This is a genomic window from Paenibacillus sp. FSL W7-1088, assembly GCF_037969855.1.
In the GTDB taxonomy this organism is placed as follows: domain Bacteria; phylum Bacillota; class Bacilli; order Paenibacillales; family Paenibacillaceae; genus Paenibacillus.
Map to the genome: position 1 here is coordinate 4754086 of NZ_CP150216.1, position 14873 is coordinate 4768958.

General features: G+C 46.3%; 14 protein-coding genes and 1 riboswitch. Of the genes, 1 reads left to right on the top strand and 13 read right to left on the bottom strand.

What is annotated here, in order from left to right:
• Positions 1–76: 76 nt before the first annotated feature.
• The 12 genes from scpB to MKY42_RS21480 all read right to left on the bottom strand — a co-directional run bounded on the left by scpB (position 77) and on the right by MKY42_RS21480 (position 12979).
• Positions 77–739: an SMC-Scp complex subunit ScpB gene (gene scpB / locus MKY42_RS21425; RefSeq protein ID WP_090900690.1), complete on the bottom strand. Its 663-nt coding sequence runs from the start codon at positions 737–739 to the stop codon at positions 77–79.
• Positions 708–1508, bottom strand: coding sequence for a segregation/condensation protein A (locus tag MKY42_RS21430; RefSeq protein WP_024630942.1), 801 nt, complete (start codon positions 1506–1508; stop codon positions 708–710). The genes scpB and MKY42_RS21430 overlap by 32 nt, the downstream gene beginning before the upstream one ends.
• Before the next feature lie 102 nt (positions 1509–1610).
• The gene (gene ribE / locus MKY42_RS21435) at positions 1611–2078 is read right to left on the bottom strand and encodes a 6,7-dimethyl-8-ribityllumazine synthase (protein WP_062324408.1); all 468 of its coding nucleotides are present in this window, start codon (positions 2076–2078) and stop codon (positions 1611–1613) included.
• Between the two features lie 84 nt (positions 2079–2162).
• Complete coding sequence (locus tag MKY42_RS21440) at positions 2163–3401, bottom strand: bifunctional 3,4-dihydroxy-2-butanone-4-phosphate synthase/GTP cyclohydrolase II (protein ID WP_090900693.1); 1239 nt, start codon at positions 3399–3401, stop codon at positions 2163–2165.
• Between the two features lie 57 nt (positions 3402–3458).
• Positions 3459–4127, bottom strand: coding sequence for a riboflavin synthase (ribE, locus tag MKY42_RS21445; RefSeq protein WP_090900696.1), 669 nt, complete (start codon positions 4125–4127; stop codon positions 3459–3461).
• A gap of 49 nt (positions 4128–4176) precedes the next feature.
• A complete protein-coding gene (ribD, locus tag MKY42_RS21450; RefSeq protein WP_179264036.1) occupies positions 4177–5280 on the bottom strand; it encodes a bifunctional diaminohydroxyphosphoribosylaminopyrimidine deaminase/5-amino-6-(5-phosphoribosylamino)uracil reductase RibD in 1104 nt (367 codons plus the stop codon).
• A gap of 469 nt (positions 5281–5749) precedes the next feature.
• Positions 5750–5913, bottom strand: a riboswitch (FMN riboswitch).
• A 146-nt stretch (positions 5914–6059) separates the two neighbouring features.
• Positions 6060–6491, bottom strand: a complete 432-nt coding sequence (locus MKY42_RS21455) for a peptidylprolyl isomerase (protein ID WP_024630947.1) — start codon at positions 6489–6491, stop codon at positions 6060–6062.
• Positions 6492–6714: 223 nt separating this feature from the next.
• On the bottom strand, positions 6715–8046 hold the full coding sequence (gene lysA, locus MKY42_RS21460; RefSeq protein WP_090900699.1) for a diaminopimelate decarboxylase: 1332 nt from the start codon (positions 8044–8046) through the stop codon (positions 6715–6717).
• Between the two features lie 104 nt (positions 8047–8150).
• Positions 8151–9761: a spore germination protein gene (locus MKY42_RS21465; protein ID WP_090902520.1), complete on the bottom strand. Its 1611-nt coding sequence runs from the start codon at positions 9759–9761 to the stop codon at positions 8151–8153.
• 83 nt (positions 9762–9844) lie between these two features.
• Complete coding sequence (locus MKY42_RS21470) at positions 9845–10267, bottom strand: stage V sporulation protein AB (RefSeq protein ID WP_063565738.1); 423 nt, start codon at positions 10265–10267, stop codon at positions 9845–9847.
• Positions 10254–10910 (bottom strand): stage V sporulation protein AA, encoded by a 657-nt coding sequence (locus MKY42_RS21475; RefSeq protein WP_090900702.1) that lies wholly within the window; start codon positions 10908–10910, stop codon positions 10254–10256. The genes MKY42_RS21470 and MKY42_RS21475 overlap by 14 nt, the downstream gene beginning before the upstream one ends.
• A gap of 1178 nt (positions 10911–12088) precedes the next feature.
• Positions 12089–12979 carry an AraC family transcriptional regulator gene (locus MKY42_RS21480; protein WP_090900705.1) on the bottom strand — a complete coding sequence of 297 codons (891 nt, stop codon included), beginning with the start codon at positions 12977–12979 and terminating at the stop codon, positions 12089–12091.
• Positions 12980–13088: 109 nt separating this feature from the next.
• Between MKY42_RS21480 and MKY42_RS21485 the strand changes: the two genes are divergently transcribed.
• Entirely contained in the window at positions 13089–14021 is a 933-nt protein-coding gene (locus MKY42_RS21485) for an EamA family transporter (RefSeq protein ID WP_339844516.1), read from the top strand.
• An 88-nt stretch (positions 14022–14109) separates the two neighbouring features.
• Here MKY42_RS21485 and sigF read toward each other — a convergent pair whose 3' ends face one another.
• Positions 14110–14865, bottom strand: coding sequence for an RNA polymerase sporulation sigma factor SigF (gene sigF / locus MKY42_RS21490; protein WP_109998526.1), 756 nt, complete (start codon positions 14863–14865; stop codon positions 14110–14112).
• Positions 14866–14873: the final 8 nt, after the last annotated feature.

Consider the following 14873-nt stretch of genomic DNA (forward strand, 5'->3'; position numbering starts at 1 on the left):
ATACATTCCGTTTACCACGTCAAAAAAACCGGCCCTCCGACAGGGTACCGGTTTTGGATCGATCCAGACTGCAAAGTTATGAGTTCAAAGGATCATCTTCGTTATTAATATCGTTTGCATTTGTATCATCTTCAAGATTTGTATTATCAAGATCCAGATCCACATGCTGCACATCCAATTTTTCAAAAAGCAGCTGTGTTTCTTCCTCCAGGTTCTCGGAATCTTCAAACAACCCTGGCTCAGGCAGATCTTTGAGCGAAGCCAAGCCAAAGTAATCCAGGAAGGACTTGGTAGTGCCATATAGAATTGGGCGTCCAATGGCCTCAGCCCGTCCCACTTCCTGAATGAGATCCTTGTTCACAAGGGTATGAATGGCACGTTCGGATTTTACGCCACGGATCTCCTCAATCTCCACCCGCGTGATAGGCTGACGATACGCCACAATAGCGAGCGTCTCCAAAGCCGCCTGGGATAAAGAGGTACGTGCAGGTGAATAAGCCAATTTCTCAAAATAAGCTGCATGTTCCGGTAATGTCCCCAGTTGGACTACCCCTGCAATTTTAAGAATTTGTACGCCTCGTCCCTGCTTGGCAAATTCAGCGATCATTTCCTCGATCGCATCCGATACCAGTTCGGCTCGCTGATCCACGATCTCGGCGATTTGTTTGATACTCAGACCTTCTTCTCCGGACAAAAACAGCAGGCCTTCAATAATCGATTTCAATTTCGGAAAATCCATGATTCTTTGTTTCCCCTCTCCACTCCATAACGATATCCTCAAACATCCGCTCCTGATAACAGACAATCTGCTTCATCTTCATCAGCTCCAGCACCGCCAGAAAAGTTACGACAATCTCATGCCGATAAATTTGGTTATCCAGCAGCTTGGAGAATAACAGCCTGCCCCCCGGTCCCATACTTTCCAACGCGCCGATAACATCGCGAATGCGATCCTTAACCGAGATTTCATCCCGCTGGATCCGAGTTACGGTTGTCCGCTTCTCCGCCTTACGCAGCGCCTTCTGAAAGGCTGCAATCAGATCAGAGGTATGCAAACCCTCTACCGGATTCGATTGTGCTTCTACAGGCATATACGGCCGCAAATCCTCGGGCTCTTTGGAGAAAATAAGGCTGCGTTCCCACTCCCGTTCGTGCAAGTGACGCGCAATTCCCTTGTATTTGCGATATTCAATCAGACGTGCAATCAGTTCGGCACGTGGATCATAATCTTCATCTTCCATATATGCATAATCCTCAAAATCCTCGATTACCGGTGGTTTGGGCAGTAATAGTTTGCTCTTGATTGACAGCAATGTTGCTGCCATTACCAAAAATTCACTCGTAATATCCAGCTCCAGCTCCTGCATCGAATGCAGATACGCCATATATTGATCGGTAATATCGCTGATGGGAATATCCTGGATATGAATCTCTGCCTTATCGATCAAATGAAGCAGCAGATCCAAAGGCCCTTCAAAAGTCTCCAGTTTGTATGTAACTACCGTCACTAGACGAATCCTCCCGCCAGAAAAATAAAAACCCCCGCTAAGCCGCCGAATCCGGTCTCCCGTTTTCGTCTGCGCAGAGCAGGGCACTATATTAAATAAGCACTATTTTAGCTGTTTCGTCAAGTTCGCCATTTCAATCGCGGCAGTAGCTGCATCCCAGCCTTTGTTTCCTGCCTTTGTTCCAGCACGTTCAATGGCCTGTTCAATATTCTCTGTTGTAACGAGGCCGAAGATTGTAGGTACGCCTGTTTTCAGGTTAATTGCGGCTACACCCTTAGCCATCTCATTACACACATAATCATAATGTGTTGTTGAACCACGGATAACCGTCCCCAACGTAATGACTGCATCATATTTTCCACTTTCAGCCATTTTTTGTGCAATCAACGGGATTTCAAAAGCTCCTGGAACCCACGCTACATCCACTTCATTATCTTGTACACCGTGACGTTTGAACGCATCCAGTGCTCCGCTGAGCAATTTGCTTGTAATGAACTCGTTAAAACGTCCTACAACCACTCCATATTTTAATCCTTCTGATACCAAATGTCCTTCAAAAAAGTGTGGCATTCAAGTCATCTCCCTAATTGTATTATATGATGTATGCAGCTGATCTTCGGCAAATATTTCACTTATTTAACTCAGAAAAGCTACTCAGTTTTTTTCTTCATTCTGCTCGATATCGTCGAACTTTAGCATATGGCCGAGTTTTGCCTGCTTCGTGTGCAGGTAAACCGTATTATCCTCGTTCTCTTCCATCTGAATCGGAACTCGTTCCACCACTTCAAGTCCGTAACCTTCAAGCCCTTTAATTTTGCGTGGATTGTTGGTTAACAAACGGATTTGACGAACGCCAAGATCCTTGAGAATTTGGGCACCAATGCCGTAATCTCGAAGATCGGCAGCAAACCCAAGCTTCAGATTGGCATCCACGGTGTCCAGACCTTCTTCTTGCAGTTTGTAGGCTTTGAGCTTGTTGATCAGTCCAATGCCTCGTCCTTCCTGTCTCATATAGAGCAGGACGCCATTGCCTTCGTCATGGATCTGTTTCAAAGCTGCATCGAATTGTGGACCACAGTCACAGCGATGGGAATGGAAAACATCCCCTGTGAGACATTCGGAGTGTACGCGGACCAATACAGGCTTCGAACCATCAATTTCGCCTTTAACCAAAGCAACATGCTCCTTGTTGTCCACCGCATTGGTGTAGGCCACCGCCTGGAATTCACCAAAGTCCGTTGGCATACGTACAGCTACTTCGCGTTGAACCAGCTGTTCCTTCTCATTCCGGTACCGAATCATATCCTGAATGCTGATTAGCTTCAGATCATGCTTGCGGGCGATCTCCTGTAGATCCGGAAGTCTGGCCATCGTGCCATCTTCCTTGATCACTTCACAGATTACACCTGCCGGATAGGAACCGCACATAATGGCGAGATCTACAGCCGCTTCCGTGTGGCCCGCGCGTCGTAGCACACCGCCATCTTTAGCAATAAGTGGGAACATGTGGCCCGGCTTGCGGAAATCTCCGCTTTTCGCTTCGGGATCAATTAGACCCTTAACTGTAATGGAGCGTTCATGAGCCGAGATGCCCGTTGTGGTATCTTTATGATCTACAGAGACGGTAAAAGCCGTCCCATGAAAGTCCGTATTTTGCTGGACCATAGGTTTCAGGTTGAGTTCATCGGCACGTTGCTGCGTAATGGGAACACACACCAGACCTCTGCCTTCGGTAATCATGAAATTGATCACTTCAGGTGTAGCCTTTTCCGCCAAAGCGATAAAGTCACCTTCATTCTCCCGATCCTCATCATCCACCACAATAACCGGTTTACCCTGCATGAGATCGTAGATGGCTTCCTCAATAGAATTCAGAATGGATTTCTCTGACATAGGTCCCCCTCCAGTATCTATTTCAATTTATATTTGTAGTTAAGCAATTACGATTTGTTAAGCAAATCCGTGATTAGCAAGGAAATCCTCACTGATACTTCTCGGCTTGCCCGTACCTGTCTCCTGATGTCCCTTACCATAGTGCAACAGATGATCCACATATTTGCCCAAAATATCACACTCAATATTGATGGTATCCCCCGTCTTTTTCACATTTAATACGGTCTCACCAATGGTGTGTGGAATAATGGATACAGTGAATGCGGTCTGTGAAGTATGCACAACGGTCAGACTAATTCCGTCCAGGGTTACAGACCCTTTGGGTATCAGATATTTGAACAGTTGCGTATCATCAGGTTTGATCTCGAAAACAATCGCATTCTGGTCACGTGTAATGCTGCCAATGACCCCAGTGCCATCGACATGGCCCTGAACGATATGCCCGCCAAAACGACCACCTGACAACATGGCTCGCTCCAGATTAACTTTGCTTCCGGATTGCAATTGACTAAGATTGGTATGTCGATATGTCTCAGGCATCACGTCAGCAGTAAAACCGCCACCCTCCAGGGTAGTCGCAGTTAAGCATACCCCGTTTACGGCTACACTATCGCCAATCTTCAAGTCGTTCATGATGGCGGAAGCTCCGATATTCAGGACCATCGCTTCGCCTTTCCGACCTATACGCCGGATCTGACCGACTTCTTCCACCAAACCGGTAAACATGCTACCGCCTCCTTTATTTATTTCGTTATTGTTAATTCAATCAATTCATTTATTCAGGCCAAACCGGAATTCCGCCAATGCTAATATTATCTCCAACTTGCTCAATTTCCAGCTGATGCAATTGAATCGCCTGACTCATGCGCTCAACACCCTCGAAGCGGAAACTGCCTGGTGTTTCGTATCCTCCGACAATTTTCGGAGCAATGAACATGAGCAGTCGATCTACCAATCGCGCTTCCAGCATGGCACCATTCAGAGTACCCCCGCCTTCAAGCAGAATCGAACCAATTTCACGCTCACCGAGCTTGCTGAGTGCACTTAGCAGATCAACACGTGGTCCTGGACCACAACGTATAATCTCCACCCCATAGGCCTCAAGCCGCTCAGCGGCTTTAGGGCTCGCCTCATCCGTTGTAAGCACCCAGGTTGGTGCAAGGCCATCCTTAACCATTTTGGCTCCTACAGGCAGACGTAGCTTGGAATCGACCACAATTCGTACCGGGCTGATCCCTTCCACTTGCAAGCGAGTCGTGAGTTCGGGATTGTCTGCAATGACCGTTTCCACACCAACCATAATTCCTTGATGGCGATGACGAAGCGCGTGTACAATCTCGCGAGCTGACTCGTTAGAGATCCATTTGCTGTCACCGCTACGCGTAGCGATTTTGCCATCCAGAGTAGAGGCCGTCTTCAAAGTTACAAAGGGGAGACCTGTTGTAATGTATTTGATGAATTTCTCGTTCATCCGTCTTCCGCGCTCACGCAGCACTCCAACTTCAACTTCGATCCCTTGTTGACGCAGCATGCTGATCCCTCTGCCTGAGACTTGCGGATTCGGATCTTCGCAGCATACGACGACACGTTTCACTTTCTCATGAATGAGACGTTCACTGCATGGTGGAGTCTTGCCATAATGGCTACAGGGTTCAAGCGTAACGTATACTGTACTGCCTTCCGCATCACTGCCCGCCATGTTCAGCGCATGAACCTCTGCATGACCCGTTCCCCGTTTGAGATGACTTCCGAGGCCCACGATACGTCCTTCTTTAACAACGACACAACCTACTACCGGATTGATTCCAGTCTGTCCTTGTGCCCGCTCTGCCATATCCAGTGCCAGCGCCATATAAAATTCATCATTAATCATTTCCAAGTCCGTTCACCCCACGGTTAAAATCTCAAGTTATAGACCTCCCTTCCAACAGAGAGGCATGTTCCATATCCAATAAGAAAAAACGTCTATCGAAGTACTCCAAGGAAGCCAGACCGCGTTTAGCGGAATTTTTTCTTGCAATATCAAGAGCATCATACTTCGAAGTTTTTACTTTACTGATATTAAAAAATCCCCGTCGAACAAACCGTTCGATGGGGATGATGAGAGACATGTGTCACCAGCAGTACTATTGATACATTGCCAACAACACATCGCCCAAAACTTCATTTCAGGCAAGTGAAAGCAGACACATACCTTAATGAACTTCAATTACAGGTAAAGAGCTTCTATGATGTGGCATATGTATGAAGATTGCCGGAAGTATCCGGATTTCTCCCTGCACAGGAAATGAATTCATCAAAAACTGTACAGCAACACTCCTGCGGAATGCGGTCCCTAAGGACGGCACCCTCTCCTTCTCCCATCCAGACTATACTGTCGGTTCTGGAATTACACCAGATCAGCCATCTGCCACAGGCAGACGGGTCACGGACTTTGCATCAATGCTGGAAAGATATCCTCACATACTGCATCACCGCCGGTAGGGAATTACACCCTGCCCTGAAGGATTCGTTGCGTTATTAATTGGATGTTAGCACTTTAACGTCAAAAAATCAATTGTTTTTTGTTCCTTTTTGTCACATACTAACTTTTAATAAGCTTAAGTGTAAACAAAAACCGCTTCGCTCATTGCGAAACGGTTTACATACGGATATTGATTAAGCTTCTACTACTTCAACAGTTTCCATTTTGTCGCGACCTTCGAAAGCGTCCACGAACTCCATACCTTTGGTTACTTTACCAAATACAGTATGTTGTCCATCCAAATGTGGTTGCGGTTGGTAGCAGATGTAGAACTGGCTTCCGCCTGTGTTACGGCCTGCATGTGCCATAGCCAATGTTCCGCGCTCATGTTTGTTCGGGTTGATTTCACAGTTGATTGTGTAACCTGGGCCGCCTGCACCGGAACCGTTAGGGCATCCGCCTTGAGCTACAAAGCCCGGAATAACACGGTGGAATACAAGACCGTTGTAGAAACCGGAGTTAGCCAGTTTCTCAAAGTTTGCTACTGTGTTTGGAGCTTCTTGATCGAACAAATCGATTACAACTTCTCCGCCGTTTGCCATTTTGATTTTCGCTTGTTTCGCCATATGTAAATGACTCCTTTCGTATTGACCATCGTTAATGGTGCCAGAACGCATGACCCTGGGCCAAGCTTTATAGCACTTTTCTTAGTGTACACTGAAAATGGATTGATCGCAAAATAATCAGCAAGATTTTTTCAAAATCCTGCCCTAAAGATGCAAAAGAAGACAAAAAAGGAGTGTCCTTTTTTGTCTTCTTCATAATAGAGCTCCGTTAGATATCCTTTAATTAACGGGTAACTGGTTGCTTTGCAATGCGCTCAGGCACCAGGTCATTCTGGATGATATCCTGATACGTCTCACGGCGTACGACAACATCGCCTTGACCGTCTTTGACAAATACCACTGCCGGACGACGAATCCGGTTGTAGTTGCTTGCCATAGAGTAGTTGTACGCGCCTGTGCAAGCTACTGCGAGCAGATCGCCGCTTTGCACTTTAGGCAGGTCCAGATCCCAGATCAGCATATCACCACTCTCACAGCATTTACCAGCAACAGATACCGTTTCCTGAGCAGCCTCATTTGCACGGTTTGCCAATACAGCTTCATATTTGGACTCATACAGTGCTGGACGTGGATTGTCTGTCATTCCACCATCCACAGCAACGTATTTACGAACCCCTGGAATATCTTTGCTTGTTCCAACGGTATAGAGTGTTGTTCCCGCTTCACCTACAATGCTGCGGCCTGGTTCAACCCAGATCTCAGGCACAGCATAGCCGATTTGAGCAAAATGATTTTTCACCGCATCCGTGATGGCTTTTACGTATTGTGAAACTTCAAGTGGTGTATCTCCATCAATATAGCGGATACCGAAGCCACCGCCCAGATTAACCACTTTGAATGCCACGTTAAGACGCTCATACACAGCTGCTGCAAACTCAGCAACGCGTTGAACGGCCATTTGGAAGCCTTCAACTTCGAAGATTTGTGATCCGATGTGTGAATGTACACCGAGCAATACCAGATTTGACTGCTTGGAAGCCAATTCAATGGCTTCAAATGCCGTTCCGTTTCCGATATCGAATCCAAATTTGGAATCCGTTTGTCCTGTCGAGATATATTCATGCGTATGCGCTTCAACACCAGGCGTCACACGCAGCAAAATGTTAACTTTGCGATTTTTGTCTGCGGCTACAGCTTGCAGCAAGTGCAGTTCATTGAAGTTATCCACAACGAAGCAGCCAATCTCTGCATCAAGCGCCATTTCGATCTCTTCCAGCGTTTTGTTGTTGCCGTGGAAGTGAATACGCTCTGCCGGGAAACCGGCTTGCAGTGCGGTGAACAATTCACCATCGGATACAACATCCAGGGAAAGTCCTTCTTCCGCAGCAAGGGCACACATCGCCATTACGCAGAATGCTTTACTTGCATAAGCAACCTGGAAGCCCAGACCTGAAGCACGGAACGCTTCCATGTACTCTCTGCAGCGCTCACGAACCAATTGCTCGTCCACAACATACAGGGGAGTTCCAAATTGTGCTTTCAAGTCGGTTGTATCGACTCCGCCAATTTCCAGATGTCCCTGTGCATTTATTTTACTTGTACCATGTAAATACATAATCTGCATTCCTCACTTTTTTATATACTGGAACAGCTGTTATTCCAATGATTTTACACCAGTATATCAAATTAGAAAATGAGAAGAATGGATTTTTCGGCAGATCATTTGTGTTTTTTACTTTTTTGCAGTTCCCCGTCCGGATCATTGTCCATTTTGGTATTGTCACGCGTTTTGTTGATTGAAGGACGTTTTTTATTTTCCAACAGCGGCAAACGGAACAAAAAGTTACCCAAAGCCTTTGCATTAAACGGTATGAATGGCCAGAGATACGAAGAGTTGTAGGAGCGATGCAAGGTGAGAGCCACAATAATGAACGTCGTCCCGACTACGAAGCCAGGGACCTTGAAAATCGCCACGGCCACCAGCAAAAACAACCTCACCAAGCGATTGGCCAATCCAAGCTCATAACTGGGAGTTGCAAACATGCCAATTGCGGCTATCGCCATATACAGTACAACTTCATCCACAAAATAACCCGTTTTCACAGCGATATCTCCAACCAGAATTGCTGCAATCAATCCCATGGCCGACGCGAGTGGCGTGGGCGTATGAACAGCCGCCATCCGTAATAAATCGACCCCAAATTCAATGAGAAGGAACTGTAGAATTAGAGGAAGCTCTGCATTTTTATGTGGACCGATAAATTCCATACCAACGGGTTTAATCGCCGGGTCAATCACCATCAGTAACCACAGAGGCAACAGGAAAAGGGATATCAAAATGCCCCCGAATCGTACCCATCGCAGATAGGTCCCCATAAAAGCGGTCTGTCTGTTCTCCTCCGCATGCTCACACAGATCAAAAAAGGTCGTGGGCAGAATCATCACACTGGGTGAAGTATCTACAAATATGACAACTCGCCCTTCCATCAGATGAGAAGCGGTCACATCCGGCCGTTCCGAATAACGAACCAATGGATACGGGTGCCACCCCTTATTAATAATTGCTTCTTCAAGCTGCTTATCAGCAGCAGGGATGCCGTCGATATTCACTCGTTTGATTTTTTCACGAACGGAATCCACCTGAACCTTGTCCACGATATCGTCAATATATACAACACAGACATCCGTTTGCGATCTGCGTCCGACCTGCATAATTTCAAATTTTAATCCTGGGTCCCGTATTCTTCGGCGCACTAACGCCACGTTGGTCAGAAGTGTCTCCGTAAATCCGTCTCTTGAACCGCGCACCACTCTCTCCAGCGAAGGTTCCTCCGGGGAACGCACCGGATAGCTCCGGGTATCCATAATGATGACAGAACGGTCCCCTTCGACAAACATGGCACTCATGCCTGTGAGGACCTTGTTAATGACGGCGCTCATTTTCTCCACTCGCTCAACTTGAATATGAGGAATGTAACATTCAAAATACGATTTCAACGCGTGTCCGGACACTTGGTCCGGTGTCAGATAAGTTAGCCTTTTTAACACTTCAAGTAGAATCTCATCCTTCGCAAACCCAGTCAGCAGCAGTAATCCAACGTGTTTGCCACCCAAGACCATTTCCCTCATATTCACATCAAAGGACTCTCCAAGTCCCAACACTTGCTGAAGCGTATATTTGTTATCACTCATGCGAGGGGAAATATCGTCGTTTTCCTGCCAATATTCTACCGATTCCTCGATACTGTCAGACATTTCATTTTGCTTCTTTTTATCGTAAGCCTTCTTTTCTTCTTCCTCCTGAATCTCATAAGGAGATTTATGCTTCATCTCTTCGGATGTTGCTTCGCTGGAGTCATGCCCGTCGTTGTCCGATCTTACGTCCATTTCCCATCCTCCTTAGGCCTAACGTTTTAACGCTGGTATACAAAAAAGTCAAACAGTGAACCTGTCATCTTCCCCAAAATCATAGCAAGCAGCAATCCAAATAAATACGATTTCATGCCCAGTCGTTTCGCCAGCACTGGCAGTACATTCAGCACTTCAGTCAGTGCCGCCGCAAGCAGTCCGATGAACACACCGCAAAACAGTCCGATGATCGGGCTGAGCAACAGCGCTCCATGCACTTTCCAGTGCCAAAAATCCGCAACGGTACCAAGCAGCGAACCTCCAATCAAAGCCCCTTCATACCAATGGGTTTTGTCGTAGGTCCGCGTAAGCTGAGCTAGTCTGGGGATCATATCAAGCACGAGAATAAGCGCAATCACACCGCTCCCTACCGCGATCCCCCCCGCAATGCCCAGTACAATGCTGATTGCTCCGTTAAGAACGCTCATCCGCATTCATCTCCCTGCGTTCCTCGTCATGCATACGTTCGGTTTCTTCAATAACCACATACTTGTCTACATTTTGCTGATATAGGAACATTTCCACTTCCAAAGGGGTAGGTTCTTCATTCCACTTTTTCTTGAATAAATGATTGAAAAACACCGCCATGCCAAACCCGATCCCAAGGGAATACGCCACCTGAAACAGATACGGATGCTCATCCCGGCGACCTGTAATCATCTCTACAATTCGAATCTGAACTTCCTGCATGTTTACGTCCGCATGAAAATTCATAATGGTCAATGCTGAGCCAAAGAAAAGCAGCAGCCACACCAGGATGAACAGAGATTTGGAAGGCTTGCCACTTCCCACAACCACCTCAACTAGCGTATGACCCGATCCGATTAATTCAACGGTGACATCTGGCAAGGCACGACGGATCTCGGGGATAATCTGCAATATATCAATGAGGATCAGATTGCCGTCCTCCGGTCCGGGACGCATCAATTCAAGCTCAAGCATCCTCCCTTCCTGTTCTTCGGGAGAGGTGAGCAAGTGAGCTACATCCCCAAGCTTGATACTTCGGCCCCTTTGGATACGAATACGGCTGCGCAAACGAACATAGACCGTTGGAGTGGGTGTCAGGGACATCCGAAACACTCCTTTACTGCGTAATTTAGGTTAGTATTTGAAGAATGTGAAAATTTATTACATTTTGGTTGGAAAAAGGTTGGTTGGACCCTGCGGGCGCTTCGAGATGGATCGGCCATCGGTCGCTGTTGTTCGGGGGGAGGATACACGCAGACACTCCGACGGCAGACCAACCTTTCGATCGCTGTTGTCTCCAAATTTTCTTGATTGATTTCTACTTGTGTAGAAATTCGGAGACAGTGTAGGCTTTCGAAGTAGCTTTCTTTCAGAAAGCTTTTAGGCGAACGCTTCGCTTCTTCAGGTCTAATCTGCCGCCTTCGTTGCTTATGTGTATCCTTAGACGAGCCCTCACGCTTCGCTCCTTTTGACCGATTCCATCCCTCCGCTGCACGCGTCCCCTTTTTTTCCAAAGGCCTGCAATAAACTTTCAGGGGTGAGGTATGAGGAAAAAAGCATCCAGAAACTCCGATGGCAGACCAACCTTCCGATCGCTGTTGTCTCCAAATTCTTTGGTTTGATTTCTACTAGTGTATGTCTTCAAATTCAGACAACCTATACCATAATGGATGTCAGGGTCCCAAAGGTCTTAATGTTGAGGCTGGCTGATTTTGACGAATTGTCAGACGATTTTCTAAGGAACACAGGACGTCTTATTCGGCCTTTGAGCCCTCTTTTTAAATTGTAAAGAACATCAGACACGTTATTTCCCAAAATCTCCTGAAAAAGAGCTGCAAGCAACTGTTTATTCTGATATAACGTGTCTCAGGTTTCTTAGATTTCTGCGAGCGCTCCAAATCCTTGAATAAGACGCCTCAGATTCGTCAGCGTTTGCTCGTTCATGAAGGACACACTCTCGCACATTAAGGATACAGCTCAATTGCTTACTCTGGACACGCTCGAGTATACTTCGCTTCTTCAGGTCTAATCTACCGCCTTAGTTGCTTATGTGTATCCTTGGGACAAACCCTCACGTTTCGCTCCTTTTGTCCGATTCCATCCCTCCGCTGCACGGGTCCCTTTTTTTCCAAAGGCCTGCAATAATGATGCAGGGAAGACGGTAGTAGAAGATTTTATTAGCTGGATTAATTACAGCTTTTTCTCTTTTACATTTCTTTTATGATCAATTCACAAAAACAAAAAAAGCCGCTAATTTAGCGACTTATTGAGAGGAGAACATCTTATGGATTGACCATTTCTCTTCTAAACTTTAACGGGGTGATTTGCATGGTTTTGCGAAACTGATTAATAAAATAGCTCGTGCTATTAAACCCAACTTCATAAGCAATCTCGGTAATACTGCGTTCCTGGAGTTGCAACAGCTCCACGCTCTTTTGGATGCGATAATCGATTACATACTGCACAGGGGTTATCTTCAGCATTTGCTTAAAATAACGGCAGGTTTCCGAGCGGCTTAACTGACCTGCCCTTGCAATGTCCTCCAATTGGATGGGTTCAGCGAAGTGCAGGTGAATCCATTCAACCATGTCCTTCATTCGCTTGCTTCTAATGATTTCGGATGGATCATATTCCAGCGCGTATCCGCTTGTAATCAGATGTTTCCATATCGTCAAAAGGCTTGAAGCCACATTCATTTCGTAAAATGGAGCCTGCTCATTCAGGTCCTTTTTAACATGTCGAATACCGTTAAGGATTTGAGCTCCCCAGGAAAGTTCCCTTTTGATATGAAGATAAGGTAAATTGGTTGCTGAGATATAAGGATGAACATACTTCAAATATAGCTCGGAAGGCACAACAAAATGAGGAGAAACATTAAGGCAAAGATAAATACAATGATCATTCTTACCCTGTTCCTCTGCCATGTGCATACAACCACTGTTGATAAACAGCCCGTCGCCTTGCGACACAATGACCTTTTGATCATTCACATGAAAAAGAGCTTCTCCCTGGACAACCAAAACAAACTGCAATTCATCATGCCAGTGCAAAGGAATATGCCCGTGAACATTACGTACAATCGTGGTTTCATAACATGCCACAGGCAGTGTAACCGTACGATGCTCCGTCAGCTCTCTCCCGTTTTGATCAATCCTGAATTCTGTCTTAAGCATATTTCCTCATCTCAATATAATGATATTTATCTGTGCGATATTGATATTATTATAGCCTATTTCATTTTAATATAGCACTATTCTTATATTTAAGGCGAGGGAACTATCCATGAAAGCATCTATTCAAAGATCTAGAAAATCTGGCCTGTTCTTTGTTCTTACAGGAGCGATATGCTGGGGAATTGGTGGAACGGTTTCACAAAAGCTGTTTCAACAATACGGAATTGAAGTCAACTGGTTTGTAACAGTTCGACTGCTGATTGCGGGTATACTGCTGCTGACGGTTCAGTCCTTCACCACAAGGCGCTCGCAAATTTTCGATATGTGGAAGCAGAAAAAAACAGCCTTGCAGCTAATCATTTTCGGATTACTCGGGATGCTCGCTGTTCAATATACGTACATGGCGTCTATTCAACATGGCAACTCCGCGGTGGCGACACTCCTTCAATATCTATCACCAGTCATGATCATGGTCTATATGATCTGGCGAAAACAGGCTGCTCTGACTAGAAAGGATGTTATATCAGCGATTCTGGCTTTGAGCGGGTGTTTTCTCCTGCTGACCAATGGTTCTCTCTCCCAATTGTCTGTGCCTTTACCCGCAGTTTCGTGGGGGTTGTTATCCGGAGTCACCGCTGCCTTCTATACCCTCTACGCCGTGAAACTGATTGAAAAGTTTGATTCACTCGTGGTAGTCGGCTGGGCAATGATTATCGGAGGTGCTGCACTGAGTCTCATCCACCCACCGTGGAACTTGGACTTTGCCAGCTTGCGTTTGGAAACCTACGGATATTTGGCCTTCACCATTATTTTCGGGACGATGATTGCATTCTGGTTCTATATCGAAAGTTTAAAAAGTTTGTCAGCCAAAGAAACAAGTCTAATGGGAAGTGCGGAGCCACTTGCTGCCGTTGGCACCACTGTTATCTGGTTAAATGAACCATTTGGATTATTTCAATGGCTGGGAACCGTATGTATCATTGGATTGATAGTATTGTTGCAGTCGAATCGTCCCAAACCCATTCAGGCTAACGACAAATAACCTTCCTCGCACATTAATGCGCGATAGAAGGTTGTTAGTTGTCGTATATTGGTAGTTTAACACCAATATTGTTGTCTGCAATCCAAAATCACTGTGCGATCTGGTCGCGGATGGATTGAAGTATTTTTTTCTCCAGCCGTGACACCTGCACCTGGGATATCCCCAGTCTGCTGGCGACTTCGGACTGAGTCTGATCTCGGTAATACCGGAGATATACAATCAGCCGTTCCCGTTCACTGAGACCGCCAATCGCTTCGTTTAGCGCAAGTTTGTCAAACCACCGTTCCTGAGACTCGTCGGCAATCTGGTCCATTAGTGTAATGGGATCGCCATCATTCTCAAACACCGTCTCATGTATGGAGGTTGGCGGTTTGTTCGCTTCTTGGGCAAAAACAACTTCCTCCGGGGTTACCCCCAGCTCCGCGGCTACTTCCTTGATCGTGGGCAGACGGTCCAGGTTTTTGGACAACTCATCCCTTTTCTTGCGGACTTTATTCGCCATCTCCTTCAGTGAACGACTGACCTTAAGGGTGCCGTCGTCCCGCAGGAAGCGCTGAATTTCTCCGATAATCATCGGGACAGCATAGGTGGAGAATTTTACATCATAACTGAGATCGAATTTATCCACCGATTTGAGCAGCCCGATACAACCAATCTGGAACAGATCTTCCGGCTCATATCCCCTGTTCATAAAACGTTGTACGACGGACCAGACGAGTCTGATGTTGCAGTTCACCAGCGTATCCCGTGCGACATGGTCACCCGACTGACTGAGCGCAATCAGCCGTTTGACCTCGGCATCGTCCAAATAGGTCTGTGAAGACTGTTTCACTTCAGCATCCATAAGACCAC